Raw genomic sequence first — 25,254 nt, 5'->3', positions numbered from 1 at the left:
TCAGTCCTCCGGCTCTGTCCACCGAAAACTGTTGACGTACTTGCCCATATCCATGGCAAGTTGCAGGTTCGCCGCGGATGGGTGGCCCGGTCCGTCGTCCCGGGTGAACTCGCGGTACGGTCCGATCGCGGCCGCAGCCAACGCATAGTCGTTCTTGACCGCGACCATGACGAGGAGCCGCAGCCGGGTGAACGAACCGCGGGCGTCCTGCGGATAGTCGTCATAGACGACGCCATACCCGGGCTCGTAGCCGACCATGGCGTTGGGGATCTGATAATCAACGGTCGCGTTCGGGAAGTGTTCGGCAACAAGGCTTTCCGTAATCTGCTTCGCTGTCTTACCCTCGGCGGGCTGGCCGAACAGCTCCATGGTGCCGGTGTCGCCGCCGGTGAATTTCAACTCGACGCCATCCGGCTGCAGGGTTGCCACGTAAGCCGTTCCCGGCCCCGGGTACTGGACCGAAAACGCGCCGTCTTCGGAGACGTAACGCGGATACGATTCGATCGGTTCGTAGATCGGCGGACGTCCGCAGTCGGGCGGGCATTGATAGGCGACCACCGGGGGCGTCGACGCAAACGCGGCGGCGATGCCCGCGGCCGCCGCGACGGCCGTGCCGATGGCCAGCGCCGTCATCAGACGGGCATGGCTCGGGCGACGCACCGGCGCGGTCTCGACATCGTGTGCGGTGCGTCGAACATCGCGCGAGGATTCCGATGCCGCATGCGTTGCGACCCCGCAATTGGGGCAGAACGGCATGTCGGGTTCGACGCGGTGACAGTGAAAGCAGCGCAGAAACCCGATGTGGGTTCCCGGGTCGTGATCCTTGGTCATCAGGACGAACTGGACGCCGAGCCTGAGCGCGATCACGGCGAACAGCGCGATGAACAGGTAGAGCACCAACTCCACGAATATCGGAATCGTCTTGAGATCCATCACGCCGAACAGGGCGTACAAGCCGAGGATCAGCAGCACGCTGATCGCGATGAGGGTCCGACGGCCGAACCACAGTGCCATCCCGAACAACCCGCCGAGCATCGCCGCCGTCAAAGGGACGGCGATGAGCTGAATTCCGGCCTGCACGACCAAGGTGTCGACCGCTCGGTCGCTGGCCCTGATCCCCGTCTCGAACTGAGGAGACAGCAGCGTCAGCGTCGCCGCGGAGGTGAAACTGATCGACCCGAGTGCCCCGATTACGTAGCCGTCCAACGACTCCCGCGGTCCGCGCTGGATCAGCCGAATCACCACCGTCGGAATCAGCATCAGCAGCGCGTAGAACACCGGGGTTACGATCACGAGCGCCTTGTCGAACAGCGTCTGTGTGGTGTACTCGCTTCCCAGCGTCAAGACGTAGTCGTCGGGGACGAACTCGTTGACGGCGTAGGCACAGCCGACACCCAAGACGATTCCCAGCGCGGCGGTCAGCGTCAACAAGCCGCGCGGCAGGTCGTCATCGACGTCGGACTCGCGCAGAAACAGCACGAACAGGATCAGCAGCCCGAGGGCGCCCACCGTGATCAGCGGTGCCTGCCACCGCAGCAATGCGAAACCGATTACGCCGAGGAGCGGCACCGCCAGCCCCACCCGAAAGGCAATGTGCGACCGCTGCGACAGCTGCGGGAAAAGCGACGTGACGAAGTACGGCAGCAGCGTGTGTTCGTGCGGGGCGACCGCGTATGCGCCGAGGCGCAAACGCCCCTGTCCGCCGGCCTGTTTCGCGCCGCAACGGCCACAGAAGCCCGCGTCGGGTACTTCGGTTTCGCACGCCCGACAAACCATGGTGGACGAGCCACCTGGGCTGCTCACCGAGGCGCCACCCCCTTCTGGAGTCCGAGGATATTGCGGGCGAGATTGTCGATGTTCGGGCTACCCAGTCCGGTCACCAGGTCGTAGCCGGGGTTCGAGTAGTAGACCGCGTTCCCGCCGCGGCCCACGTTACGGAATCCCGGTAGATAAGAACCGGCGGCCACGCGGTATAGCAGCGGGTTCGCGTTCCCGATCTGATGGCCGCCGCGCTCGACGAGGTACTGATTCATCAGCGCGGTCATCGCGGCCCAGATCGGCGCCGACTGCGACGTGCCGCCGCCGAGCACCTCGGTCTGCTTGTAGATGAATCTGACCCCGGTGAAGGGATCCCCGACCGCCGCGACATCGGGCACGAGGCGGCGACGCTGGGTGTCCTGCTCGATGTGCAACTGGCTCTGCCATTGCGGGCGCTCGAACAGTACCGACACACCACCGGTCGAGCCCTGCGACAGCGGTGAATCCACCCATGGGCGTTCGCCCACCCAATCGCCGCGAGGGCTCGTCGACAACGTCGTGCCACCGACCGTCGTCATCGCCGGTATCGACGAGACCGCGTCCACGCCAATGTCATCGGGACCCGGTGGGGCCGACCATGCGTCGCTGGCCTTGCACTCGAGGCCCGCGTTGTCGCCGCTCGCGTCGAACGCGGAGGTGCCACGACGCTGCGCCCTTTCGAGCGCCGCCGCCACCGGCGCCAGATCCGCCGCGGTGACCAGCTTGTCGCAACCCCATCCGATCGACAGGCTCCACACCGCCCCGGGGAACTGGCGGTCGGCCTCTTCGAACATCTTGCCGATCTTTTCGAAGGCGCCGTCGCCGGAGACCGTGGGCCGGGCGTTGACCACGACGAGCCGGGCATCCGGCGCAATCGCATGTGCCACTTGAAGATCCATCGCAGTTTCGCCGTGCTGTTGCTCGGGCTTGCCGCCGACGATCACCGGGGTGAAGCGGGGCAGTTCGGAGGTGTCGGCGAAGAGGTCCAAGTCCTCCTGGTCGGCGCTGTCGAACGCGAAGAACACGATCGTCTGGCCTTTACCGGTGATGCCCTGCTCCGCCAGCGGGTCGGCGTTGTAAACCTGCAGCAGACCGTCGGGGGTCAGCCCACCCCACCGCACATCAAGGGGCAGGAACCCGGGGCGTTTCATCTGGTGCGGGGTGTAGCTGTTGATCCGGCCCACCCCCGCCACCACGCCACGCAGGGGTGACGGTATCGACGGTTGGTGAGTGGACGCGTAGAACACCTGGCCCTTGCGGCCGCGGTAGTCATGGATGGGTACGTCGAATGCCCGTGCCACCTCAGCGGCCGGACCCTCGACGATGGCCCAGCCGTCACCGGGGCGGGTACGTACCCACAGGCCCTGATCACCGGCCCATCGGGTCAATGCCTGCGCCTGCGACGGGTCTGCGAGCGTGACGGTCAGTTGGGTGTCACCAGAACGCGACGGGCCGAGGTCGGCCGAACTCGCCAGCAGTGCTGCGTAGGGACCCGTGATCAGGTCGGGAGATTGCCGCGCGCAAGCGGCGCTGAAGCTGGTGGCGGTCAGCGCCGCTGCGGCGACGAGTGCCGAGAGCCGACGTCGCCTTTTAGCGATGGCGGCCAGGCGTGGCCTCCGGTGCCGGCGGCGCAACAACACTCGGCGAGAACGGGTTCGGTCCGCCCGGCTCGAGACGGGGGGCCTTCTCGGTCGGCTCGACCGGCGCGGCGGATGTCGTGGTCGTGGTGGTGGTGGTCGTGGTGGTTTCGGGCGCCTCTTCCTCTTCCTGGGCGCACGAGGCGGTGAAGAAGCCCATCGCGGCGATGGCCCCAATGCCCGCAACTGCTGAAACTCGACGAAGCAAACGATTGTCGGTCGTCATCTTTCCATCCTATCGGATTATCACCTGCGGAATAGGTGAGCTTGATCTAGATCTTCGCACACTTTTGGCACACTCGTAAATCGAACTCAGCAAATAATACTAGTTTGCGTCAATAACGCGGTCCGCCCCCTTCAATCCGTCCAGTACTGACCGAGTCCCAGACAGTCCCAGCCGGGTCGCGCCGGCGTCGAGCATCGACACCGCATCGGCCGTCGTACGTATACCGCCACTGGCCTTGACCTGGACACTAGGGCCGACAGCCCCGCGCATGAGCTCCACCGCGCGCACCGACGCGCCCCCCGCCGGATGGAACCCGGTGGAAGTCTTCACGAAGTCGGCGCCGGCATCCGCGGCGGTCCTGGACGCCGACACCAGCGCATCCTCTCCGACGATGCTGAGCAACGCCGCCGACTCCACGATCACCTTCAGGACGACGTCGCCGCCGATCGCCGACCGGACCGCGGCGACGTCGGCCCCTACCGCGGTGAAGTCGCCGGACACCGCGGCGCCGATGTCGATCACCATGTCGATCTCAGCGGCCCCGTCGGATACCGCAGCGCGCGCCTCCTCGGCCTTGATTGCCGAAAGATGCTTGCCCGAAGGGAATCCGACGACCGCGGCGATGGGCTTGGCGCCCGAGCCGGCTCGCTCCGCGATGGCGACCATGGACGGTGACACACAGATCGCGTACACCCCGAGTTCGGTCGCTTCCTCAACCAGTCGCGCAACGTCGTGTTCGGTGGCTTCGGGTTTGAGCAGAGTGTGATCGATCAGCGCAGCCACGTCATCGCGGCAAAAGTCGCGCACTAAAACGGTTCCTCGGTCCCGCCGGGATTACAGCCCGTCGCGATCAACGTGCCGTCATCGACCTCGGGCCGCCACGGCTCGAGATTCCAACTGGTCTTCCCGGGGCGGCCGAGTTCGGCCAACTCCCAGTGGCAGACGAACTGTTCGTACATTCCGGGCATCGCGGCGTCGGGCGACAGGGCCAGCACCTCTTGCCATGCGGCGGCCTCGGTGTCGACGGTCGCGACCAGCGACGCCTGCCGCCCCGCAGCGGTCGGATACACCCGCAGACTCGAGAGGTCGCCGAACTTCGCCCATTCGACGTGGTCGACGTAGGGCGGCGCGGGCGCCGGATTGGCCGGGGCGGCGGGCGCGAACGTGAGGGGTACGAAGACCGTCGCGACCGCAGCCGCGACGAAGCGCCGGTTAACGGGACTTCCCTTGAATTTCCAGGATCTTCGGCCGCACATCGACGAGGTAGATACCGGTCGCGACAGCAGCGATCGCAATCGCGAAAACGGAGACTCCGGCGAGGCTCGTGAGCAGGGCGAAGGCGCCTGCACCGCCGATGATCAAAAGCCAGACCGGCTTGGTGAGCTTGCCCGCGGCGGTATACGCGTCGGGCCGCTGCATGGCGGCGTGCACGAAGGCATAGAGGGTGAAGGCCAGTACGACGACCGCCAACAGTAAGAGGACGTAACCCGCCAAGTTTTGGAGCTGCACGCTCCAAGCGTATGCGGGCTACGTCCCCTGGTCGACTCTTGGTCGCCCAGCTGGGCGACCAGGTGCCGAAATGCTACTTCTGCGTGACCTTCTTGGCCGGGGCCTTCTTGGCCGGAGCCTTCTTGGCGGCGGCCTTCTTGGCGGGGGCCTTGGCCGGCACCTTCTTGGCGGCGCTCTTCGCGGGCGCCGCGGCCTTCTGGGCCTTCTTCGGCAGCTCGACACCGACCAGCTTGGCGGCGCGCTCGCCGACCGCACGGGTCTGGGTGGCGACGTTGCCCAACGCTTCCTGGGTCAGCTCGACGGCCTGGTCCGAGTAGCGCTCGACGCGACCGGCGGCCTCTTCGAGAGCCGGCTGGCTGCGCAGGCGCTCGAGGGCGGCCTCGCCACGCTCGACCAGCTTGTTGTAGGAGGTCTGCGCGGCCTCGGCGTAGGTCTCGGCGAACTTACGCAGCTCCTCGGAGCTCAGGCGCTCGCGCAGATCGCCGACCTGCGAGGGCAGCTCTTCCTGCAGCTTGGTCACCCGGGCGCGGGTCTCTTCCACGCGGGTCCCGGCGTCGCTGCGCGCGTCTTCGGCACGCTCGCGCAGGGCCGCGACGATCTCGTTGACGCGTTCGAGGGCCAGATCGGCAGCGCCGACTGCGGCAAGCAGCGGGGTCTTCAGGTCGTCAGCGGTCGGCTGGTTCTTGTTCTTGGCCGGGGTGTTCTTAGCCATCTCGGTGTTTCCTTTCACTTTCTGGAGATTTGGTGTTCAAAACTTCAAACGGACGGTTCGGTTGGACTAAATCCGGTGCGAATTTCTATTCAGTCGTCTGCTCCTCGTCCGTCTGAACGCGGGCGGCTTCGATCTGCAGGTCCTCGTTCTGCTGGCCCTCGTCGTGCTGGGCCTCGTTCTGCTGGACGAAGGACGTGTAGATCTCGAGCAGCACCTGCTTCTGCCGCTCGGTGATCGCCGAGTCGGTGATGATGACATCGCGGACTTCGTTGTTCTCGCTGGGCTCCAGGATTCCCGCCCTTATGTAGAGAACTTCCGCGGACACCCGCAACGCCTTGGCGATCTGGTTGAGCACATCGGCGGACGGTTTCCGCAATCCCCGCTCGATCTGACTGAGGTAGGGATTACTGACGCCGGCCTTCTCAGCCAACTGCCGTACCGATACCTGGGCGGCCTCGCGCTGCGTGCGAATGAAGGTGCCGATGTCCTGTGCAGCGTTGGACACCACTGCGGCGATCTTCTCATCCTGCGGCATGCGTGACCCCCTTCAAGTATCGGGTAACCGGTAACGACACGCCCAACGGTACGACGGGGTGCTAACTTTTGCAAGCACTAGTTAGCGCAGGTCAGAAGAGTAGCTGAGCTATCGAATAGATGACCAGACCCGCAAGTGAACCGACCACTGTGCCGTTGATACGGATGAACTGCAGGTCACGACCCACATGCAATTCGATGCGGCGACTGGCCTCGTCCGCGTCCCAGCGCTCGATGGTCTCGGTGATGATCGCTGTGATCTCCACCCCATATTCCGACACGAGATGCTGAGCCGCTCTGATGATCCAGCGGTCGACCTTGTCGCGGAGGTCGGCATCGTCGCGAAGCGATTCACCGATGTGCACGACCGAGTCGGTGATGCGGGTCCGCAGAGCCGACGACGGGTCGTCGACCGATTCGAGGATGATCCGCTTGGCAGCACTCCACGCCGTCTCCGCCGCCCGCGCGACCTCATCGCGGGCCATCAGTTGTTCCTTGACGTTCTCGGCGCGCTGAATCGTGGCCTCGTCGTGCTGGAGGTCGTCGGCGAACTCGAAAAGGAAGCGAGTCGCCGAGCGCCGCAGTTCGTGGTCGGGATTGCGGCGCACCTTGTCGGTGAAGTCCATGAGTTCGCGGTGGATGCGATCGCCGACGAGGTGGTCCACCCAGCGTGGCGACCAGGTGGGTGAGTCGCGTTCGATGACGCGCTCGATGATCTCGCCGGCGTTGAGCGACCACTGGAAGGCCCGGTCGGCCAGCAGCTGGATCAATGCTTCCTGCCTGCCCTCGGCGAGCAGGGTGGCCAGGACGCGGCCGATCGGCGGGCCCCACGTCGGCTCGGCGATGCGCTTGATGATCATGCGATCCAACACATGCTGGACGTCCTCGTCGCGCAGCATCTCCACCAGAACCCGCAGCACCGTTGAAGTTTCGGCCGCTACCCGCTGAGCGTGCACCGGCTCGGAGAGCCACTTGCCAAGGCGTCCGGCGACCTCCGCGTCGCGCAGTTTGGCCTCTACGACCTCGGGTGACAGGAAGTTCTCCCGAACGAACGTCCCCAGCCCCTCGCCGAGTTGGTCTTTCTTGCGCTTGATGATCGCGGTGTGCGGGATCGGGATACCCAGCGGATGCTTGAACAGCGCGGTGACAGCGAACCAGTCGGCCAGCGCGCCGATCATGCCCGCTTCGGCCGCGGCGCGGACATAACCCACCCACGGCGCCGCCCCCCGGGACTGCGCCCAGGTGCAAACGAGAAAGATCACCGTGGCGCCGAGGAGGAACGACAGCGCGACGATCTTCATCCGCCGCAGGCCGCGTTGGCGCTCGGCATCGGCGCCACTGTCGACACCCGCCAGCGACTCGGCGAAGCTACGCGGAGCCGGATTGCCGGCGCTCGGTCTGTGTGCCACACCTACATCATCCGCTACCCGCGGAGTGGCGGTTCCAGCCGACGACGCTCGAACGCAAGATCGCCCGTACTATCAAGGGGAACTAGGGAACGGGATTACGGCGATCGTGGCAGAACAAATCTCGTCCGTCGCGATCAAGACCGATGGACGCAAGAGGCGCTGGCACCAGCACAAGGTGGAACGGCGCAATGAGTTGGTCGATGGCACCCTGGAGGCGATTCGGCGCCGCGGCAGCAACGTCAGCATGGACGAGATCGCAGCCGAGATCGGTGTGTCCAAGACGGTTCTCTACCGCTACTTCGTCGACAAGAACGACCTGACGACCGCCGTGATGATGCGGTTCGCGCAGACCACCCTGATCCCGAATATGGCTGCGGCTCTCTCATCCAACCTGGACGGCTACGACCTGACGCGCAGGATCATCGGGGTCTACGTTGAAACCGTCGCCGCCGAGCCGGAGCCGTATCAATTCGTGATGGCGAACAACTCGGCCTCCAAGAGCCAAGCCGTCGCGCGCTCGGAGCAGATCATCGCTCGCATGCTCGCGGTGATGCTGCGGCGGCGCATGGCCGAGGCGGGGATGGACACCGGTGGCGTCGAGCCATGGGCCTATCACACCGTTGGCGGCGTGCAGCTGGCCACGCACTCGTGGATGTCGAACCCACGTATGACTTCCGACGAGCTGATCGACTACCTCACGATGCTGTCGTGGAGCGCGCTGTGCGGCATCGTCGAGGTCGGCGGATCGCTGGAGAGATTCAGGCAGGACCCGCATCCTTCACCGGTTTTGCCCCGGCAACTGCTTGACTGAGCTGATGAGCGAGTCACACCTGCCGTCCTTGTGGACCCACGAGCCGCATACCCATCTCGAGTTCCGTCACGGCGACAAGGTTGCTGACATCGACACCGGTGCGACACCGGGCTTTCGGGGTAAGAAGGCCGACGCCCCGGCGCTGCAGGCCGAACGCAACGCACGATTCGCCGAGCTGCAGGAGATGCTGTACGCCAACAGCCGCTCCGGGGACACCCGCTCGATTCTGCTGGTGCTGCAGGGCATGGATACCGCGGGTAAGGGCGGGATCGTCAAACATGTTGTGGGGGGCGGTAACCCGCAGGGCATCCAATACACCAGCTTCGGCAAGCCGACCGAGGAAGAGCTGGCGCACCACTATCTGTGGCGTATTCGCAATGCCCTGCCGGCCGCCGGCCACATCGGAGTCTTCGACCGCAGCCACTACGAGGACGTGTTGATCGTCCGGGTGCACAATCTCGTCGCGCCCGATGTGTGGGGGGCGCGCTATGACGAGATCAACGCCTTCGAGAAGGCGCTCGTCGATGGCGGTATGACGCTGATCAAGGTCGCGATGTTCCTCTCGCTCGAGGAGCAGAAGGCGCGGCTCGCCGAGCGATTGGAGCGCCCGGACAAGTACTGGAAGTACAACCCCGCCGACGTCGACGAGCGGCTGAAGTGGCCGCTGTACGAGGAGGCGTACCAGGCGCTGCTGGACAAGACGTCGACCGATTACGCACCATGGCACGTTATTCCGTGCGACCGAAAGTGGTACAGCAGGCTGGCGATAACCGAGCTGTTGATCGAGGCCCTCGAGTCGATGAGCTTATCTTGGCCCCCAGCCGATTTCGATGTCGAGGCGGAGAAGAAGCGACTCGCCGGGGCTTGAGATCTCGCCGCCCGGTTACCCGCGCTCGACCATCAGTACGTGTAGAAACCCCGACCTGACTTCTTGCCCAGCTGTCCCGCCTCGACCATGCGCAAGAGCAGCGGCGGCGGAGCGTAATTCGCGTCCTTGTACTCGTCGTACATCGAGTCGGCGATGAGCTTCATGGTGTCGAGCCCGATCAGATCCGACAGCCGCAGCGGGCCCATCGGATGTGACAGCCCGGCGACCACCGCGGTATCGATGTCCTCGACGGTCGCGACCCCTGCCTCCGCCATTCTGATGGCTGCCAACAGATACGGCACCAACAGCGCATTGACGATGAATCCCGACCGATCCCCGCAGCGCACCACCTTCTTACCCAGCACCTCGCTCGCGAACTGCTCGGTGCGCGCGGCGGCTTCAGGCGACGTGACCAGCGTGCTCACGAGCTCGACCAGCGGCAGCACCGGCACCGGGTTGAAGAAGTGCAGGCCCAGCACTCGGCTCGGATTCTGCGTTGCCGCAGCAATCTTCATGATCGGGATGCTCGACGTGTTCGATGCGAGTACCGCATCTGGATCGGTGATCACCCTGTCGAGCTCGGCGAAGATCTTGCCCTTGACCGCCTCGTCCTCGACGACCGCCTCGATTACCAACTGACGGTCAGCCAGGTCGGCGAGGTCGGTGGTGAACTTCAGGCGGGCCAGCGCCGCGTCGCGATCGTCCTCGCTGAGCTTGCCTTTTGCGGCTGCGCGTTCCAGCGACTGGGTGAGCCTCTGGTTTCCCGCCGTCACCAACTCGTCGGTCGGCTCGAAGACGAGCACATCCGCGCCGGCCTTGGCCGACACCTCGGCGATTCCCGAACCCATCTGCCCGGCGCCGATGACGCCGACCCGTTCAATGCTCACGTCCACACTCTCCAACAGAAGGGCGAGCAGACGCAAAAGCCCCCGACACGCCGCGCGTGAAGGGGACTTTGCGTCTGCTCGGCGGGCTTACAAGCTCAGTGGAACTGACCCTCTTCGGTCGAACCCGCGAGCGCGGTGGTCGAGCTGGTCGGGTCGACGGTGGTGGCGATCCGGTCGAAGTAGCCGGCACCGACCTCACGCTGGTGCTTGGTGGCGGTGTAACCGCGCTCTTCGGCGTCGAACTCGCGCTCCTGCAGCTCGACGTAGGCGCTCATCTGGTTGCGGGCGTAGCCGTAGGCCAGATCGAACATCGAGTAGTTCAGGGCGTGGAAGCCGGCCAGCGTGATGAACTGGAACTTGAAGCCCATCGCGCCGAGCTCCTTCTGGAACTTCGCGATGGTCGCGTCGTCGAGGTGCTTCTTCCAGTTGAACGACGGCGAGCAGTTGTACGCCAGCATCTGGTCGGGGAACTCGCTCTTGACGCCCTCGGCGAACTTCGCGGCCAGCTCGAGGTCCGGGGTGCCGGTTTCCATCCAGATCAGGTCCGAGAACGGCGCGTAGGCCTTGGCGCGCGCGATGCACGGCTCGAGACCGTTGCGGACGCGGTAGAAGCCTTCCTTGGTCCGCTCGCCCGTGATGAACGGGCGGTCCCGCTCATCGACATCGGAGGTGATGAGCGTGGCGGCCTCGGCATCGGTACGCGCGATCACGACGGTCGGCACGTCGGCGACGTCGGCAGCCAGGCGCGCCGAGGTCAGGGTGCGAATGTGCTGCTGGGTGGGGATCAGCACCTTGCCACCGAGGTGGCCGCACTTCTTCTCCGACGCCAGCTGATCTTCCCAGTGCGACCCCGCAACGCCTGCGGCGATCATCGCCTTCTGCAGCTCGTAGACGTTCAGCGCACCGCCGAAGCCGGCCTCACCGTCGGCGACGATCGGGGCGAGCCAGTTCTCCACCGAGGTGTCGCCCTCGACCTTGGCGATCTCGTCGGCGCGCAGCAGCGCGTTGTTGATGCGACGGATCACCTGCGGCACCGAGTTGGCCGGGTAGAGGCTCTGGTCCGGGTAGGTGTGACCGGACAGATTCGCGTCCCCGGCGACCTGCCAGCCCGACAGGTAGATGGCCTTCAGGCCGGCACGCACCTGCTGGACGGCCATGTTGCCGGTCAGCGCGCCGAGCGAGTTGACGAACTCCATGTCGTGCAGTTGGTTCCACAGCACCTCGGCGCCGCGGCGGGCCAAAGTGGCCTCCTCGACGACGGAACCCTGCAGTGCGACCACGTCGGCCGGGGTGTACGTACGGGTGATGCCCTTCCAGCGCGGGTTGGTATCCCAGTCGTGCTGGATCTGTTCGGGTGACTTCGGCGTGCCCACAGTGGACATGGCTGCTCCTTCGAATCGCTTTGCATAGCCGGCGGGGCTCGGCTTGCTAATACTCAACAAACTTGGCTGTTCCGCTGCTACGAGGATGCATCACGCCATACGCGCAGGTCCACCCGTTTTGATTGCCAATTTTCGCCAAGCCGCCATCCCATGTTGCAAAGGTTGCGAAGGTGGCAGTTCCCTGAAACGGTTCAGAAGCTACTTGCTGGTAACCGATTTGTGCACGTCAGTACGGTCGTACTGTTAGGGAGAGGGCGTCAGAGCGCGAAGATCGATGCGATGGCTTTGGTCTCGTCGCCAACGGCATATGTGAGCGTTGTAACAGTGCGATCCGACAGTTCGGCGCCGAATTTGTCAGTCGTGCCGGGCCGATGAACGTGGGTGATGATCTCGAGCTTGTCGCCGAGTCCTACCGGGGCGTCGTGCTCGATCGTCACCCGCAAGGGTGCCTTCAAAAGCTCGGGTGTCTTGAACAGATAGTCCTCGACCACCGACCAGTACACCGAGTTGTTCATGTGGTCGAAGATGTCGATGTCGCTGACGCGAACCGGATAGTCGCGAATCTCGTCCGCGTCCTCGCGGCTGCCGGCCTTCAGATAGGCCTTCCACCGCAGCCGATTGATATCGGTGGTGCGCTGCAGGCCTTCGAGGAAGTCGTCGGAGATGCGGGCCGGCCCCTGCGTCTCCTGGTTGATGTTGATCCAGAACGCCTCGGATTCCATCAATCCGCCCTTGCGCCCATCTACGCGGACCCGCATCTCGCACCACCGGTTGGACGTGCCCGAGCACCAGCGGCGCAGGCGCAACATGTCCTTGAACTCGATGGGCCTGATCAGGTCGACCATCGTGCGACGGACGATCCACAGCGGGTGGGTTTCCTCGTACCCCATCTCGCGCAGCTGATCTGAGCCGATGTCCTGGATGTGCCTGGTGGCGGCGTCGAATTTGAGCCGGCCGGCGCGATCGACGTCGGCGACGCGCAGGGGCCATTCGATGTCGAACACATCGGGGTGCGGATCGGGCACAGGCATCATCACCTTCGCCAGACCGGTAGTCGGCTCGCCTCCCATGACCAACGATCCTGCCATAGCGCCTGAACTGCCAACAATGCGAAGGCATGCTTCGCAACTGTGCTAGTCCGGCGTTACGCTGGTTGACGTGGCCAAAACGTTCGTCGGCTCCCGTGTCCGGCAACTCCGCGGAGAACGGGGCTACAGCCAGGCGGCACTGGCCCAGATGCTGGGAATCTCGCCGAGTTATCTCAACCAGATCGAGCACGACGTACGTCCGCTGACCGTGTCGGTCCTGTTGCGGATCACCGAGGTGTTCGGGGTGGATGCGACGTTCTTCGCCTCCGAGGACGACACCCGGCTGGTCGCCGAGCTGCGCGAGGTGACCCTCGATCGAGACGTGGCGATCGACGTCGATCTTGCCGAGATCTCGGACATGGTCAGCTCGCATCCGGCACTCGCGCACGCCATGGTGAACCTGCACCGACGCTACCGGTTGACCACCGCGCAGCTGGCCGCCGCAACCGAGGACAGGCACTCCGACAGCAGCGGCTTGAGCTCTGGGTCCGGCGCGATCACGATGCCGCACGAGGAGGTCCGCGACTACTTCTATCAGCGGCAGAACTACCTGCACGAGCTCGACACCGCCGCCGAAGACCTCACGATCCGGATGCGGATGCACCGCGCGGAGCTGACGCGCGAGCTGGCCGACCGGCTGACCAGGGTCCACGGCGTGCACATCAAGCAGCAAATCGACCTGGGCGGAACGGTGTTGCACCGATACGACCCGGTTTCCAAGACCCTGGAGATCAGCGGCCACCTGTCGTCGGGGCAGACGGTCTTCAGGATGGCCGCCGAGCTGGCGTATCTGGAGTTCGGTGGGCTGATCGACAAGCTCGTCGACGAGGGCAACTTCACCAGCGAGGAGTCGACCGTGCTCGCGCGCTTGGGTCTCGCGAACTACTTCGCGGCCGCAACTGTGTTGCCGTACCGGCAGTTTCACGAAGTTGCCGAGAAGTTCCGCTACGACGTCGAACGCCTCTCGGCTTTCTACGCCGTCTCTTTCGAGACGATTGCGCACCGACTGTCCACCCTGCAACGACCCTCGATGCGGGGGGTGCCGCTGTCATTCGTTCGAGTCGACCGCGCGGGCAACATGTCAAAGCGACAGTCCGCCACGGGCTTTCACTTCTCATCGAGCGGTGGAACCTGCCCGCTGTGGAATGTCTACGAGACGTTCGCGAGTCCCGGAAAGATCGGCGTGCAGATCGCGCAGATGCCCGATGGGCGCAACTACATGTGGGTGGCCCGCACGGTCGAGCGCCGCGCCCATCGGTACGGCCAGCCGGGTAAGACCTTCGCGATCGGCCTCGGCTGCGAGTTACGTCACGCGCACCGACTGGTCTACTCGGAGGGCCTGGATCTGTCGGGCGACAACTCGACTCCGATCGGCGCCGGCTGCCGCGTCTGCGAGCGGGACAACTGCCCGCAGCGGGCCTTCCCTGCGCTCGGCCGCGCACTGGACATCGACGAGCACCGCAGCACTGTGTCGCCCTATCTGGTCAAGCAGTCCTAGTTAGACTCGCTACGGTGAGCGCAATCGAGCCCGCGCGCATAGCGCCGGGCGGATTCAAGGAACTCGGGCCACTCAATTGGGCGATCGCCAAGCTCGGCGCCAGGGTGATCCGCGCGCCGAGGTTCAGCCTCTTCAACGTGCTTGGCCAGCACCGGCTTCTGTTCCTGGCCTGGCTGCCCTACAGCGGACTGCTGCTGGGGATGCTGTCCAAGCTGTCGAGGCGCGACTCGGAGACCGTGATCCTGCGGGTCGGCCACCTCCGCAACTGCGAGTACGAACTTCAGCAGCACCGTCGGCTGGCCCGCAGCCGCGGCATCGGTCCCGAGATCCAGGCCAAGATCTTCGAAGGTCCCGACGCCGACGGCCTGACCGAGAGACAGCGCGCACTCATCACCGCCACGGACGAGTTCGTCGTCACCCGTGGCGTCTCACCGGAGACGTGGGCGGTATTGGCCCGGCACCTGACCAAGACACAGCTCATCGAGTTCTGCATGCTGGCCGCCCAGTACGACGGGCTGGCCGCGACCATCACCACGTTGAACGTGCCGCTGGACTTTCCCGACTGAGCCGCCCCGCACGGCCCTCCGCGCTACGTCGCGCCTCCAATTGACGAAGTAGAATTCGTAATATACATTTCGTTACAAATATTACGGAGACCATGCGCGAGCCGAGGGTAGGTAATCAACACTGTGAACCAGTTGTCGTTGGACGTGCCGGTGTGGGCTTGGATCGCCTTGAGCGCCGTCATCCTGACCATGCTCGCAATCGATTTGATCCTGCACCGCGATCACCACGTCGTCGGCTTCCGCGAAGCCGCGATCTGGTCGACGGTGTGGATCGCGGCGGGGTTGGGCTTCGGCGCCGTGGTGTGGTGGACCTACGGCGGTGACGCCGCCGGCGCCTACTACGCCGGATATCTCATCGAGAAGGCGCTCTCGGTCGACAACGTATTCGTGTTCGCCATGATCTTCGCGTACTTCGCCGTCCCAGATCGCTACCAACACAAGATCTTGTTCTGGGGCGTCATCGGCGCGCTGATCTTTCGGCTGGTCTTCATCTTCGTCGGCGTGGAGTTGCTCAACACCTTCTTCTGGACGGCCTACGTGTTCGGCGCGTTCCTGGTCTACACCGCATACAAGATGGCACTTCACAACAACCAGGAAATGGACCCGGAACGCAACCTGCTGGTTCGATTGGTTCGCCGAATCGTGCCCATCGACTCTCGCTACCACGGCGCAAGGTTGTTCACCCGCATCCAGGGCAGACGAGTGGCCACGCTGCTGTTCGTCGTGTTGATCGCAGTCGAAGCAACAGACCTGATCTTCGCCATCGACTCCGTGGCTGCGGTGCTGGCCATCACCACCAGCACCTTCCTGGTGTGGACTGCCAACGCGTTCGCAGTTCTCGGTCTGCGCTCGCTCTACTTCTGCCTGGCCGGACTGCTCCGACGATTCACCAAGCTGCACTATGGCCTGGCGCTACTGCTCGCTTTCGCCGGAATCAAGCTGATCCTCTCCGAGACGCCTGTGGGCAAACTGCCCATCCCACTGACTTTGGGCGTCATCGTCATCACCCTCACCGGTTCGATCCTCTGGAGTTTGCATGCCAGCCGAAGCCGCGACGCGGAGCGGGACGTCAAGGCCTGATCCGTCGAGCCAAGCGTTAACATTCCGGCATGGCCGTGAAGTCTCGTGATCAACGGTCGATGCCCTCGAAAGCAGCGCCCGCTGCTCACCGCGGCTGGACATTTCTGACCAACCATGGACACGTTCTACTTTGCTTGGCGCGCGAAGAACCCCTTACCGCACGCGAACTCGCCGTGCGTATCGGCATCACCGAGCGCGCCGTGCAGACGATCCTCACTGATCTCACCGAGGACGGGTACCTGGTCAAGTCCAAAGACGGGCGCCGCAACATCTATGCCGTGAATGCCCATGGCCGCCTTCGTCATCCGCTTGAATCGCACCACACGGTTGCCGACCTCATCGAGGCTCTGCGCTGACGCTCGTTGGGTCACCCAGCAGGCGGAACTACAGGTACGTCACGCCGAGGACCACCAGCGAGAGCAGGACCGGTGCGATCGGCAATCCCCAGAGGAACGCCGCCCATACGTCCGACTTCCGCTGGAATGCGCGCCACCCGAGCGCACCGACGATGCCGCCGACCACGAACGAAACGGCCGCTACCAACAGCACCCACGAGCTGACGGTCGCGGTGGACGTCGCAGCCGTGATCCCGGCCAGCCACAGGACGTGACCGACCACCAACCCGCCGATCCCGGCGACCCAGATCGCCGCCGTCAAAAGTTGATCATGTGGCCGGCCAAGCCGTGGAAGCATTCCTGCAGGGCTTCCGACAGCGTCGGGTGGGTGTGCACGTTGCGTGCCAGCTCGTTGACCGTCAGATCCCACTTCTGCGCCAGAGTCAGCTCCGGCAGTAGTTCTGAGACGTCATGCCCGATCAAGTGACCGCCGAGCAGCTCGCCGTACTTCCCGTCGGCGATCAGCTTCACGAACCCACTCGGATCACCCAGACCGTGCGCCTTCGCGTTCGCGGTGAGCGGGAACTTGGCGACCTTGACGTCGTAACCCTCGTCGCGGGCCTGCTCCTCGGTGAGTCCGAAGCTGGCGACCTGCGGCTGGCAGAAAGTGGCGCGCGGCAGCATCCGGTAGTCGCCAAGCGCCAAAGTCTCTGCACCAGCGATGGTTTCGGCCGCAACCACGCCCATGGCCTCGGCGACGTGGGCCAACATCAGTTTCCCGGTGACATCGCCGATGGCGTAGATGTGCGGCACGTTGGTGCGCATGTAGTCATCGATGCCGATGGCCTTGCGATCGGTGACCTCCACGCCGGTGACGTCCAGTCCGTAGCCCTCGATGTTGGGCGCAAATCCAATGGCCTGCAACACCTTATCGGCTTTGATCTCTTCGGACTCACCGTCCTTGCTGACGGTGACGGTGACCGCCGACCCATCATCTGAGATGGCCTCGACCTTGGTCCCGGTGCGGATCTTGACACCCAGCTTCTTGAACTGCTTCTCGATCTCCTTGGATACCTCGGCGTCCTCGTTCGGCAGCGCCCGCGGCAAGAACTCGACGATGGTCACGTCGACGCCGAAGTTGTTGAGCACGTAGCCGAATTCCATGCCGATCGCCCCGGCGCCGGCGATGACGACCGAGGACGGCAACTCGCGCGTCATGATCAGCTTCTCGTACGTGACGACGTTCTCCGAGAGCGACGTACCGGGCACCAATCGGGTGCTGCTGCCGGTGGCGATGATGCAGTTGTCGAAGGTGACTTTTTCGGTGCCGCCCTCGTTGAGGTCGACCTCGAGTGTGTTGGCGTCGGAGAACTTCCCGTAGCCGTGGATCTCGGTGATCTTGTTCTTCTTCATCAGGAAGTGCACACCGGCGACACGGCCGTCGGCGACCTTGCGGCTGCGGTCGTACGCGACGCCGTAGTCCATGGTGGCTTCACCGTTGATGCCGAAGAGCTTGGCTTCCTTGGTGATGATGTGGGAAAGCTCCGCGTTGCGGAGCAGCGACTTGGACGGGATGCATCCGACGTTGAGGCACACTCCGCCCCAGTACTTGGGTTCGACGACTGCGGTGTTCAGTCCGAGTTGGGCGGCGCGGATGGCGGCGACGTATCCGCCAGGGCCGGCTCCGAGAACGACGACGTCATAGTGGGTCACACGCTCAACTCTAGTAAGGGATCAGCCCCACGAAACAGCGAGTGGCCCATTCGCAGAAGTAGAGACCGTGCAGCACGGCGGCGCCCGCCGTCGCTGCCAACGGGGCCGACGTGAATGCGATGGCCACAGCGGACGCGATCGGCCTGCTGGGCACCATTGCGACGAGCAGGCCGACCACGGTGCACAGAATCAGGAACACCAGCACCACGAACTCCGACGCCGTCTTGTCGATCGAGTGGTACCACCAGTAATAGAGTCCCCATCCCGCAGCGGCCGCGACCGCCCATATACATGCCACGACCAGCACGAAGTGCCAGCGCTTGAGGTACTGGTAGTTGCCCGGCACCACCACCGGAGGGGCCGGTACGGGCTGGTGCGAACTCCCGCTTGCGGGGGACGGCTCCGACGGCGCTGCGTCGGCGGGGTCGGGTTGCGCGTCGACTTCGCCGGTATCCCACGATGGCGTGAACTCTTGGGTGTCTTCGATCAGCAGGTCGCGGTCCACGTCAAGCACCATTCGCCGTCTGTATTGCCACCAGCGCGCCGAACCAGCCCGGGGAGATGGCGATGACGAAGGCGCCGAACGCCGTCAGCCACCGCCGGCGCGACAACAAGATCGTCAGCATGCCGATCACGCCGGGCACGCCGACGACAAGAGCGATCACTACGTCGGGCCGGATTTTGGCGGTCACCACCAGGCTTGCGCCGATACCGAGTAGCAGCCCGACCGCCGTGCCGATCAGCAGAGCGCTGGTCAGCAACCGCGGGCGCGGCAGCGGTATCACCCTTTGAGGTTAACGCCGAGAAAACGCTAGGCGTTTGAGGCACGCCCGGGAATCGAGCACGCATCGACGGCTTCCGCGACGATGTGCGTACCGGCCCGCGGTGGCCTTTTGCCCAGTGCGAAGTCCGTACCGGTCACCAGCTCCGCGGCGTTCAGCAGGTCGTTCTCGTCGCTGCTGAACGCGCGCCCGCGCGAAAGGAACCGCATCCCTTCCGGCGCTTCGACGCTGAAGCCCCCTCCCCTGCCGGGGACGACGTCGATGACCAACTGTGTGTGTTTCCACGCCTCGAACTGCGGCCCTGAGATCCACACCGGAACCCCGGCGCCGACGTCCAACACGGCGAGCAGCACGTCGCGGTCGCCGACGAGGAACTCACCCTCGGGGTAACACATGGGCGACGACCCGTCGCAGCATCCGCCCGACTGGTGGAACATCAGCGCGCCGTGTCGCCCCTGCAGCCGCGCAAGCAGATCCGCGGCCGCCTGGGTGATCAACGCGCGAGGCGGTGTCTCAGGCATCGCGTCCTCTCCGCCGAACGTGGGTTACCGTCACGCATATCGCCACTTGATGTGCGGGTAACCCACGTTCGCGCCAGTGTCAGGATCAGAAGAACCCCTGCGCCTTGTTGGAGTACGACACGAGCAGGTTCTTCGTCTGCTGGTAGTGGTCGAGCATCATCTTGTGGTTCTCGCGGCCGATACCGGACTGCTTGTAGCCGCCGAACGCCGCATGCGCCGGATAGGCGTGATAGCAGTTAGTCCACACCCGGCCGGCCTTGATGTCGCGCCCCGCGCGATACGCTGTGTTCCCGTCGCGCGACCAGACCCCGGCGCCGAGTCCGTAGAGGGTGTCGTTGGCGATGCCGATCGCGTCGTCGTAGTCCTTGAACGACGTGACCGCGACGACGGGTCCGAAGATCTCCTCCTGGAAGATGCGCATCTTGTTGTTGCCCTCGAAGATCGTCGGCTGCACGTAGTAACCACCGTTGAGATCGCCGCCGAGCTGCGCGCGCTCGCCACCGGTGACCACCCGAGCGCCCTCGTCTTTGCCAACCTCGATGTAGGACAACACCTTTTCCAGCTGATCGTTGGATGCCTGCGACCCGATCATCGTCTCGGTGTCCAGCGGATCGCCCTGACGGACCGCCTTGGTGCGAATCGCCGCGAGTTCGAGGAACTCGTCGTAGATGTCGGCCTGGATCAGGCTGCGCGACGGGCAGGTGCACACCTCGCCCTGGTTGAGGGCGAACATCGTGAAGCCCTCGAGCGCCTTGTCCTGATAGTCGTCGTTGGCGGCCATCACATCGCTGAAGAAGATGTTGGGGCTCTTGCCGCCCAGTTCCAACGTGACCGGGATCAGGTTCTGCGATGCGTATTGCATGATCAGTCGGCCGGTGGTGGTCTCGCCGGTGAACGCGATCTTGGCGATGCGGTTGCTGGACGCGAGCGGCTTGCCCGCCTCGAAACCGAAGCCGTTGACGACGTTCAAGACGCCGGCGGGCAGCAGGTCGCCGATCAGGCTCATCAGGTAGAGGATCGACGCGGGGGTCTGCTCGGCAGGCTTGAGGACGACGGCGTTGCCTGCCGCCAGCGCGGGCGCGAGCTTCCAGGTGGCCATCAGGATCGGGAAGTTCCAGGGGATGATCTGGCCGACGACGCCGAGGGGTTCATGGAAGTGATAGGCCACGGTGTCGTCGTCGATCTGACTCAGCGAGCCCTCCTGCGCGCGGATGGCGCCTGCGAAATACCGGAAGTGGTCGACGGCCAGCGGCAGGTCGGCGTTCAGGGTCTCGCGGATCGGCTTGCCGTTGTCCCACGCCTCGGCCAGCGCGAGCGATTCGAGGTTGGACTCGATGCGGTCGGCGATCTTGTTGAGGATGTTCGCGCGCTCGCCGGCGGCCGTCTTGCCCCACGCGGTCGCCGCACCGTGCGCGGCGTCGAGTGCCTTCTCGATGTCCGCCTCGTTCGAGCGCGGGATCTCGCAGAACGGCTGGCCGGTCACGGGCGTCGGATTCTCGAAGTATTCGCCTGACGCAGGCGGCACCCATTCCCCGCCGATGAAGTTGCCATATCGCGACTCGTACGACATCAGGGCGTCGGTGGAACCAGGACGGGCATAGACAGTCATCGACGACTCCCTCTCTGACAGCGCGGATGGAAGGGTGTAACGGGGCTCACATTACGCCGGGTGACCACAATGGTGTTGTGGCGCAAGACCCGTATCTGTGGCTCGAGGACATCACCGGCGACGACGCGCTGAACTGGGTGCGCGCGCACAACGAGCCGACCATCGCCAAGTTCGGCGGACCCCGCTTCGAGCAGATGCGTACCGAAGCGCTCGAGGTCCTCGACACCGAGGCGCGGATCCCGTACGTGCGGCGGCGCGGCGATCACCTCTACAACTTCTGGCGCGACGCGGCCAATCCGCGCGGGGTGTGGCGGCGCACCACGCTGGACAGCTACCGCACCGCCGAACCCGACTGGGACGTGATCCTCGACGTCGACGCGCTCTCCGACGCCGAAGATGAGAACTGGGTTTGGGCCGGCGCGGACGTCCTCGAACCCGATCACCGTCTGGCTTTGATCGAGCTGTCCAGGGGCGGCGCCGACGCCACCGTGGTGCGCGAATTCGACATGTCGACAAGGCAATTCGTTGCCGATGGGTTCGAACTACCCGAAGCCAAGTCCGGCGTCGCATGGCAGGACCAGGACACGGTGCTGGTGGGCACCGATTTCGGCCCCGATTCGATGACGGAGTCCGGCTATCCCCGGATCGCCAAACGCTGGCGTCGCGGCGAGCCGCTCGAGAATGCCCAGACCCTGTTCGAGGGTGTGGCTTCGGACGTGAGCGTCGGCGGTGGCTACGATTCGACGCCGGGTTTCGAGCGGCTGTTCATCACAAGGTCTTTCGACTTCTTCAACCGCGACCGTTTCGAGCTTCGCGACGACGACTTGATCCGTATCGAGATACCCACCGATGCCGGCATGTCGGTGCACCGCGAATGGCTGCTGATCCGCCCGCGCACCGAGTGGACGATCGACCGCACCACCTATCGTCCTGGCTCGCTGCTGGCGGTCCGTTACGACGAATTCCTCTCCGGCACCCGGGAGCTGACCGTCGTCTTCGAACCCGACGAGCATTCCAGCCTGGATAACTACGCGTGGACGCGAGACCACCTGGTGCTCGTCACGCTGGTCGACGTGTCGAGCCACGTGGAACTCGTCACGCCCGGCACGTGGGAGCGCTCGGAGATCCCCGGCATCCCGCCGAACACCAACACCGTGCTCGTGGACATCGACGAGCACGGTGACGAGATGTTCCTGGACTCAAGCGGATTCGATACACCGTCGCAGTTGCTGTGGGGGCGGGCAGGCAGCGAGGTGACGACGATCAAGAGCGCGCCCGCGTTCTTCGACGCCTCCGATATCGAAGTCACGCAGCATTTCGCGGCGTCGGCCGATGGCACGAAGATTCCGTACTTCGTGGTCGGCCACCGTGGTTCGACCGGTCCGGGACCGACATTGCTCGGCGGATACGGCGGGTTCGAGGTCGCCAATACCCCGGGTTACGCCGGTGTGCTCGGCCGGCTGTGGCTGGCCCGCGGCGGCACCTATGTGCTGGCGAACATCCGCGGCGGGGGCGAGTACGGCCCGACATGGCACACCCAGGCGATGCGTGAGAACAGGCATCTGGTGTACGAAGACTTCGCCGCGGTGGCGCGCGACCTCGTCGACCGTGGGGTCACCACCGTCGACCAGCTGGGCGCCCAGGGTGGCAGCAACGGCGGTCTCTTGATGGGCGTCATGCTGACGCGTTATCCCGAACTGTTCGGAGCGCTGGTGTGCAGTGTGCCCCTGCTGGACATGCGCCGCTTCCATCTGCTGCTCGCCGGCGCCTCATGGATGGCCGAGTACGGCGATCCGGATGACCCCGACGATTGGGCGTTCATCTCCGAATATTCGCCGTACCAGAATATTTCGGCGGACCGGCGCTACCCGCCGGTGCTGATCACGACGTCCACGCGCGACGACCGGGTGCACCCGGGGCATGCCAGGAAGATGGCGGCGGCACTGGAACAGCTAGGACATTCGGTGGACTACTACGAGAACATCGAGGGAGGGCACGCCGGTGCGGCCGACAACGCGCAGACGGCCTTCAAGTCCGCGCTGATCTACGAGTACCTGTGGTCGAAGCTCACTTGACCAGAAGATCGCCGAGGAACCGGTCCGGCCCCGTCACGCCCGGCAGGATGAAGAAGAACCCGCCGCCGACCGGCATGATGTACTCCTCCAGCGGCTCACCCTTGAGCCGGCGTTGCACGGTGAGGAAGCCCTTCTCCAGGCTCCGCTGATAGGCGACGAACGCCAGTCCCTGGTCCAGTCGCCCGGCACCGTCGAAGCCGCGTGAATAGTTGAATCCCCTTCGCAGGATGCGGTTTTCGTCCGTCTCGGGGGTGCGGGGATTGGCCAGCCGGATGTGCGCGTCGAGCGGGATCCGCTTGCCGTCGGGGTCTGACGGGTAGTCGGGATCGGTGAACTCTCCGGACAGGCCAAGCGGTGCGCCGCTGACCTTTTCCCGGCCTATGAGTTGCTCCTGTTCGATGAGTCGGGTGCGGTCCCAGAATTCGACGAAATTCCGGATGATGCGGACGGCCTGATACGAACCGCCCACCGCCCAGTCTGGTTCGCCGTCCTCGGCGCCAACCCACACGTGGCGATCCATCAACGCGGCGTCGTCGACGTCCAGGTTGGATGTCCCGTCCTTGAACCCCAACAGGTTTCGAGGAGTGACTGCTTCTGACGCCTGCCCCGCACCGATGCCGCGGGCGTAGCCGTCGATCATCCATCGCAGCACCAGGTCACTTCGCGTCCGCCTCATCAACTGGCGCAGCGCGAACTGGACGGTGTCGTTGTGACCCGCCTCGAAGATGACCGAGATGTCCCCATGCGAGATCTTGGGGTCGAGCCGGTCGTTGGCCAGGAACGGCATCGTTTCCAGCTCTTTGGGCTTGCGATCGGCAAGGCCGAACCGGTCGTCGAACAGCGAGGCCCCGACACCGACGACGATCGAAAGGTTGTCGGCAGGCGGCCTATCGCCGAGGATGCCCGAGTCCACGGGCGGATAGGCGGCATCCCGCGTTTCCGGCGGCTTGCCGGCCATCAGCCCGCGGATCTCCTCGGTGAGCTCCTCGAGCGCCGTCGTCAGCCCGGCGCGGTCCTTCGATTGGACATTGAAGGACGCCACCAGCCCCTGCTCGGGTATCGGCAACGCCGTCACGCCGGTCTGATGCACGCCTTCGAACGGAACGAAGGTCTTCTGGCTTGGGGGCCCGAGGTACTCCCGCTGCGTGGAGTCCGACAACGCGTACGCGGCGCCGGCGCCAACAGCGGCCCCCGCTCCCGCGCTCAGGGCTCCCGTGACGAATCCTCGCCGCGAGATACCCCGGCGCGACGGCGGCTCGGTCACGACAGCTTCAAGACCCCCGCGACCTGGGATACGTTCTCCGACAGACCGGCCAGCTGCGCCTTGAGCTTGTCGATGGTCGGCGGGTCAACGGTCACGCCGGTGCAGCGAGGCGACGGGTAGGGGTCGTTCTCCGTGCAGTAGAGCACCCAGCCGTCGCCGCGGCGCAGCGGCTGCAGCGTGGCGTTGATGTCGGCGAAGCCGGTCTCGATCTTGCCGAGCAGCTCCGGATCGGCTTTTTCCAGAGCCGGCTTCAGCTTGTCGACGGCGGCCTGCGAGCCCTGCAGGTTGGCGTCGAAGTCCCACAGGTCGGTCTTGGAGTAGCGGTCCTCCTCGCCGGTGATCTTGCCTTCGGAGACCTCTTCGATCAGCTCGGCCGCACCGGTCGCAACGTCGACCGGCTTCACCTCGACCGTGGGGAACTGCTCCTTGAGGGCCGCGATGTCTGCGTCGAGCTGATCGGCGAAGGGGGCGCCACCCTCGGTCGTGTTCTGCTGGAAAAGGAGATGCTCGAGGCGGTGCCAGCCGGTGAACTCCGCGTCGTCGACGCCGGCAAAGTCATCGACTCGCGCGTCGACCTTGCCGTCGATCTCCTCGACGAGGCCGGCCAGCGGCTCGATGCGCTCCCATGGAATACGGGACGGCGCGTACGCGTCCTGCGCGGCCTGCAGATTGTTCGCGCGAACAGCGTCGGTGAACACCTTGACGACGCCCACGAGTTCGTCGACCTGACCGGTGGCGTACGTCTTGTACTCCGCAGCGGCCTGCTCGGCCAGCGGATCGGGAGCGGCAGCGGCGGCACTCGAAGAGGTCGTCGTCGCGCTGGCGCTCGACGTCTCTTCGGAACTGCCCGCGTCGCTGGAGCAGCCCGAGAGGATGAGGCTCCCGGCTACGACCGGCACCGACCATGCGAAATAGCGATTCATTTGCACCCTCTAAGTTAGGAAAGCCAAA

At 64.8% G+C, this 25,254-nt stretch carries 27 protein-coding genes; 7 read left to right on the top strand and 20 right to left on the bottom strand.

Annotated elements, in window-relative coordinates; genetic code table 11:
• The 9 genes from BST47_RS05500 to BST47_RS05460 all read right to left on the bottom strand — a co-directional run bounded on the left by BST47_RS05500 (nt 1) and on the right by BST47_RS05460 (nt 7,824).
• The gene (locus tag BST47_RS05500) at nt 1-1,803 is read right to left on the bottom strand and encodes an NOB1 family endonuclease (RefSeq protein WP_234809577.1); all 1,803 of its coding nucleotides are present in this window, start codon (nt 1,801-1,803) and stop codon (nt 1-3) included.
• Nucleotides 1,800-3,431 carry a S53 family peptidase gene (locus BST47_RS05495; protein ID WP_083124305.1) on the bottom strand — a complete coding sequence of 544 codons (1,632 nt, stop codon included), beginning with the start codon at nt 3,429-3,431 and terminating at the stop codon, nt 1,800-1,802. Before BST47_RS05495 ends, BST47_RS05500 begins: the two co-directional genes overlap by 4 nt.
• The gene (locus BST47_RS05490; protein WP_083124177.1) at nt 3,388-3,660 is read right to left on the bottom strand and encodes a hypothetical protein; all 273 of its coding nucleotides are present in this window, start codon (nt 3,658-3,660) and stop codon (nt 3,388-3,390) included. Before BST47_RS05490 ends, BST47_RS05495 begins: the two co-directional genes overlap by 44 nt.
• Nucleotides 3,661-3,759: 99 nt before the next feature.
• Nucleotides 3,760-4,467 carry a deoxyribose-phosphate aldolase gene (deoC, locus tag BST47_RS05485; RefSeq protein WP_083124176.1) on the bottom strand — a complete coding sequence of 236 codons (708 nt, stop codon included), beginning with the start codon at nt 4,465-4,467 and terminating at the stop codon, nt 3,760-3,762.
• Nucleotides 4,467-4,916, bottom strand: a complete 450-nt coding sequence (locus BST47_RS05480; protein ID WP_083124175.1) for a DUF2599 domain-containing protein — start codon at nt 4,914-4,916, stop codon at nt 4,467-4,469. The genes deoC and BST47_RS05480 overlap by 1 nt, the downstream gene beginning before the upstream one ends.
• The gene (locus BST47_RS05475; protein ID WP_083124174.1) at nt 4,873-5,169 is read right to left on the bottom strand and encodes a DUF2516 family protein; all 297 of its coding nucleotides are present in this window, start codon (nt 5,167-5,169) and stop codon (nt 4,873-4,875) included. Before BST47_RS05475 ends, BST47_RS05480 begins: the two co-directional genes overlap by 44 nt.
• 73 nt (nt 5,170-5,242) lie before the next feature.
• On the bottom strand, nt 5,243-5,881 hold the full coding sequence (locus BST47_RS05470) for a heparin-binding hemagglutinin (RefSeq protein ID WP_083124304.1): 639 nt from the start codon (nt 5,879-5,881) through the stop codon (nt 5,243-5,245).
• 85 nt (nt 5,882-5,966) lie between these two features.
• Nucleotides 5,967-6,416 (bottom strand): helix-turn-helix domain-containing protein, encoded by a 450-nt coding sequence (locus BST47_RS05465; RefSeq protein WP_083124173.1) that lies wholly within the window; start codon nt 6,414-6,416, stop codon nt 5,967-5,969.
• 91 nt (nt 6,417-6,507) lie between these two features.
• The gene (locus BST47_RS05460) at nt 6,508-7,824 is read right to left on the bottom strand and encodes a DUF445 domain-containing protein (protein WP_083124172.1); all 1,317 of its coding nucleotides are present in this window, start codon (nt 7,822-7,824) and stop codon (nt 6,508-6,510) included.
• 106 nt (nt 7,825-7,930) lie between these two features.
• Here BST47_RS05460 and BST47_RS05455 point away from each other — a divergent pair, with 106 nt between their 5' ends.
• Together BST47_RS05455 and BST47_RS05450 are read left to right on the top strand one after the other, a co-directional pair.
• A complete protein-coding gene (locus BST47_RS05455; RefSeq protein WP_083124171.1) occupies nt 7,931-8,635 on the top strand; it encodes a TetR/AcrR family transcriptional regulator in 705 nt (234 codons plus the stop codon).
• A 4-nt stretch (nt 8,636-8,639) separates the two neighbouring features.
• Nucleotides 8,640-9,503: a polyphosphate kinase 2 family protein gene (locus tag BST47_RS05450; protein ID WP_083124170.1), complete on the top strand. Its 864-nt coding sequence runs from the start codon at nt 8,640-8,642 to the stop codon at nt 9,501-9,503.
• Between the two features lie 32 nt (nt 9,504-9,535).
• Here the strand turns inward: BST47_RS05450 and BST47_RS05445 are convergent, their stop codons facing one another.
• The 3 genes from BST47_RS05445 to BST47_RS05435 all read right to left on the bottom strand — a co-directional run bounded on the left by BST47_RS05445 (nt 9,536) and on the right by BST47_RS05435 (nt 12,842).
• Nucleotides 9,536-10,390, bottom strand: a complete 855-nt coding sequence (locus BST47_RS05445; RefSeq protein ID WP_083124303.1) for a 3-hydroxybutyryl-CoA dehydrogenase — start codon at nt 10,388-10,390, stop codon at nt 9,536-9,538.
• A gap of 95 nt (nt 10,391-10,485) precedes the next feature.
• A complete protein-coding gene (aceA, locus tag BST47_RS05440; protein WP_083124169.1) occupies nt 10,486-11,772 on the bottom strand; it encodes an isocitrate lyase in 1,287 nt (428 codons plus the stop codon).
• 257 nt (nt 11,773-12,029) lie between these two features.
• Nucleotides 12,030-12,842 (bottom strand): acyl-[acyl-carrier-protein] thioesterase, encoded by an 813-nt coding sequence (locus BST47_RS05435; RefSeq protein ID WP_083124302.1) that lies wholly within the window; start codon nt 12,840-12,842, stop codon nt 12,030-12,032.
• Between the two features lie 88 nt (nt 12,843-12,930).
• Here BST47_RS05435 and ramB point away from each other — a divergent pair, with 88 nt between their 5' ends.
• The 4 genes from ramB (at nt 12,931) to BST47_RS05415 (ending at nt 16,360) form a co-directional block, all read left to right on the top strand.
• Nucleotides 12,931-14,358 carry an acetate metabolism transcriptional regulator RamB gene (gene ramB / locus BST47_RS05430; protein ID WP_083124168.1) on the top strand — a complete coding sequence of 476 codons (1,428 nt, stop codon included), beginning with the start codon at nt 12,931-12,933 and terminating at the stop codon, nt 14,356-14,358.
• Between the two features lie 14 nt (nt 14,359-14,372).
• On the top strand, nt 14,373-14,924 hold the full coding sequence (locus tag BST47_RS05425) for a carboxymuconolactone decarboxylase family protein (RefSeq protein ID WP_083124167.1): 552 nt from the start codon (nt 14,373-14,375) through the stop codon (nt 14,922-14,924).
• Nucleotides 14,925-15,047: 123 nt separating this feature from the next.
• The gene (locus BST47_RS05420; RefSeq protein WP_083124166.1) at nt 15,048-16,004 is read left to right on the top strand and encodes a TerC family protein; all 957 of its coding nucleotides are present in this window, start codon (nt 15,048-15,050) and stop codon (nt 16,002-16,004) included.
• Nucleotides 16,005-16,033: 29 nt separating this feature from the next.
• A complete protein-coding gene (locus BST47_RS05415; protein WP_083124165.1) occupies nt 16,034-16,360 on the top strand; it encodes a winged helix-turn-helix domain-containing protein in 327 nt (108 codons plus the stop codon).
• 28 nt (nt 16,361-16,388) lie between these two features.
• Here the strand turns inward: BST47_RS05415 and BST47_RS05410 are convergent, their stop codons facing one another.
• From BST47_RS05410 to adh, 6 genes are all read right to left on the bottom strand, one after another.
• On the bottom strand, nt 16,389-16,697 hold the full coding sequence (locus BST47_RS05410; protein WP_083124164.1) for a hypothetical protein: 309 nt from the start codon (nt 16,695-16,697) through the stop codon (nt 16,389-16,391).
• Entirely contained in the window at nt 16,658-18,052 is a 1,395-nt protein-coding gene (lpdA, locus tag BST47_RS05405; RefSeq protein WP_083124163.1) for a dihydrolipoyl dehydrogenase, read from the bottom strand. The genes BST47_RS05410 and lpdA overlap by 40 nt, the downstream gene beginning before the upstream one ends.
• Nucleotides 18,053-18,062: 10 nt before the next feature.
• A complete protein-coding gene (locus tag BST47_RS05400; RefSeq protein WP_234809576.1) occupies nt 18,063-18,569 on the bottom strand; it encodes a hypothetical protein in 507 nt (168 codons plus the stop codon).
• Nucleotides 18,559-18,837: a putative holin gene (locus tag BST47_RS05395; protein ID WP_083124162.1), complete on the bottom strand. Its 279-nt coding sequence runs from the start codon at nt 18,835-18,837 to the stop codon at nt 18,559-18,561. Before BST47_RS05395 ends, BST47_RS05400 begins: the two co-directional genes overlap by 11 nt.
• Before the next feature lie 26 nt (nt 18,838-18,863).
• On the bottom strand, nt 18,864-19,355 hold the full coding sequence (locus tag BST47_RS05390; protein ID WP_083124161.1) for a DUF779 domain-containing protein: 492 nt from the start codon (nt 19,353-19,355) through the stop codon (nt 18,864-18,866).
• Nucleotides 19,356-19,440: 85 nt separating this feature from the next.
• The gene (gene adh / locus BST47_RS05385; RefSeq protein ID WP_083124160.1) at nt 19,441-20,964 is read right to left on the bottom strand and encodes an aldehyde dehydrogenase; all 1,524 of its coding nucleotides are present in this window, start codon (nt 20,962-20,964) and stop codon (nt 19,441-19,443) included.
• A gap of 26 nt (nt 20,965-20,990) precedes the next feature.
• On the opposite strand from adh, the gene BST47_RS05380 reads away from it, so the two are divergent.
• The gene (locus tag BST47_RS05380; RefSeq protein ID WP_083124159.1) at nt 20,991-23,039 is read left to right on the top strand and encodes a prolyl oligopeptidase family serine peptidase; all 2,049 of its coding nucleotides are present in this window, start codon (nt 20,991-20,993) and stop codon (nt 23,037-23,039) included.
• Here the strand turns inward: BST47_RS05380 and BST47_RS05375 are convergent.
• Nucleotides 23,032-24,303 (bottom strand): Dyp-type peroxidase, encoded by a 1,272-nt coding sequence (locus tag BST47_RS05375; RefSeq protein ID WP_083124158.1) that lies wholly within the window; start codon nt 24,301-24,303, stop codon nt 23,032-23,034. The two genes, BST47_RS05380 and BST47_RS05375, sit on opposite strands and share 8 nt — an antisense overlap.
• Entirely contained in the window at nt 24,300-25,226 is a 927-nt protein-coding gene (locus BST47_RS05370) for an EfeM/EfeO family lipoprotein (RefSeq protein WP_083124157.1), read from the bottom strand. Before BST47_RS05370 ends, BST47_RS05375 begins: the two co-directional genes overlap by 4 nt.
• Nucleotides 25,227-25,254: the final 28 nt, after the last annotated feature.

It is taken from the genome of Mycolicibacterium tusciae (assembly GCF_002086795.1).
GTDB lineage: Bacteria > Actinomycetota > Actinomycetes > Mycobacteriales > Mycobacteriaceae > Mycobacterium > Mycobacterium tusciae.
This window is presented reverse-complemented; position numbering and strand designations above follow the sequence as displayed.

Bases quoted from the DNA above. Each gene is read 5' to 3' on its own strand.
- BST47_RS05490 (WP_083124177.1), bottom strand. From the start codon at position 3,660: ATGACGACCGACAATCGTTTGCTTCGTCGAGTTTCAGCAGTTGCGGGC.
- BST47_RS05480 (WP_083124175.1), bottom strand. From the start codon at position 4,916: ATGTGCGGCCGAAGATCCTGGAAATTCAAGGGAAGTCCCGTTAACCGG.
- BST47_RS05470 (WP_083124304.1), bottom strand. From the start codon at position 5,881: ATGGCTAAGAACACCCCGGCCAAGAACAAGAACCAGCCGACCGCTGAC.
- BST47_RS05465 (WP_083124173.1), bottom strand. From the start codon at position 6,416: ATGCCGCAGGATGAGAAGATCGCCGCAGTGGTGTCCAACGCTGCACAG.
- BST47_RS05450 (WP_083124170.1), top strand. From the start codon at position 8,640: ATGAGCGAGTCACACCTGCCGTCCTTGTGGACCCACGAGCCGCATACC.
- aceA (WP_083124169.1), bottom strand. From the start codon at position 11,772: ATGTCCACTGTGGGCACGCCGAAGTCACCCGAACAGATCCAGCACGAC.
- BST47_RS05435 (WP_083124302.1), bottom strand. From the start codon at position 12,842: ATGGGAGGCGAGCCGACTACCGGTCTGGCGAAGGTGATGATGCCTGTG.
- BST47_RS05415 (WP_083124165.1), top strand. From the start codon at position 16,034: ATGGCCGTGAAGTCTCGTGATCAACGGTCGATGCCCTCGAAAGCAGCG.
- BST47_RS05410 (WP_083124164.1), bottom strand. From the start codon at position 16,697: ATGCTTCCACGGCTTGGCCGGCCACATGATCAACTTTTGACGGCGGCG.
- BST47_RS05400 (WP_234809576.1), bottom strand. From the start codon at position 18,569: ATGGTGCTTGACGTGGACCGCGACCTGCTGATCGAAGACACCCAAGAG.
- BST47_RS05390 (WP_083124161.1), bottom strand. From the start codon at position 19,355: ATGCCTGAGACACCGCCTCGCGCGTTGATCACCCAGGCGGCCGCGGAT.
- adh (WP_083124160.1), bottom strand. From the start codon at position 20,964: ATGACTGTCTATGCCCGTCCTGGTTCCACCGACGCCCTGATGTCGTAC.
- BST47_RS05380 (WP_083124159.1), top strand. From the start codon at position 20,991: ATGGAAGGGTGTAACGGGGCTCACATTACGCCGGGTGACCACAATGGT.
- BST47_RS05370 (WP_083124157.1), bottom strand. From the start codon at position 25,226: ATGAATCGCTATTTCGCATGGTCGGTGCCGGTCGTAGCCGGGAGCCTC.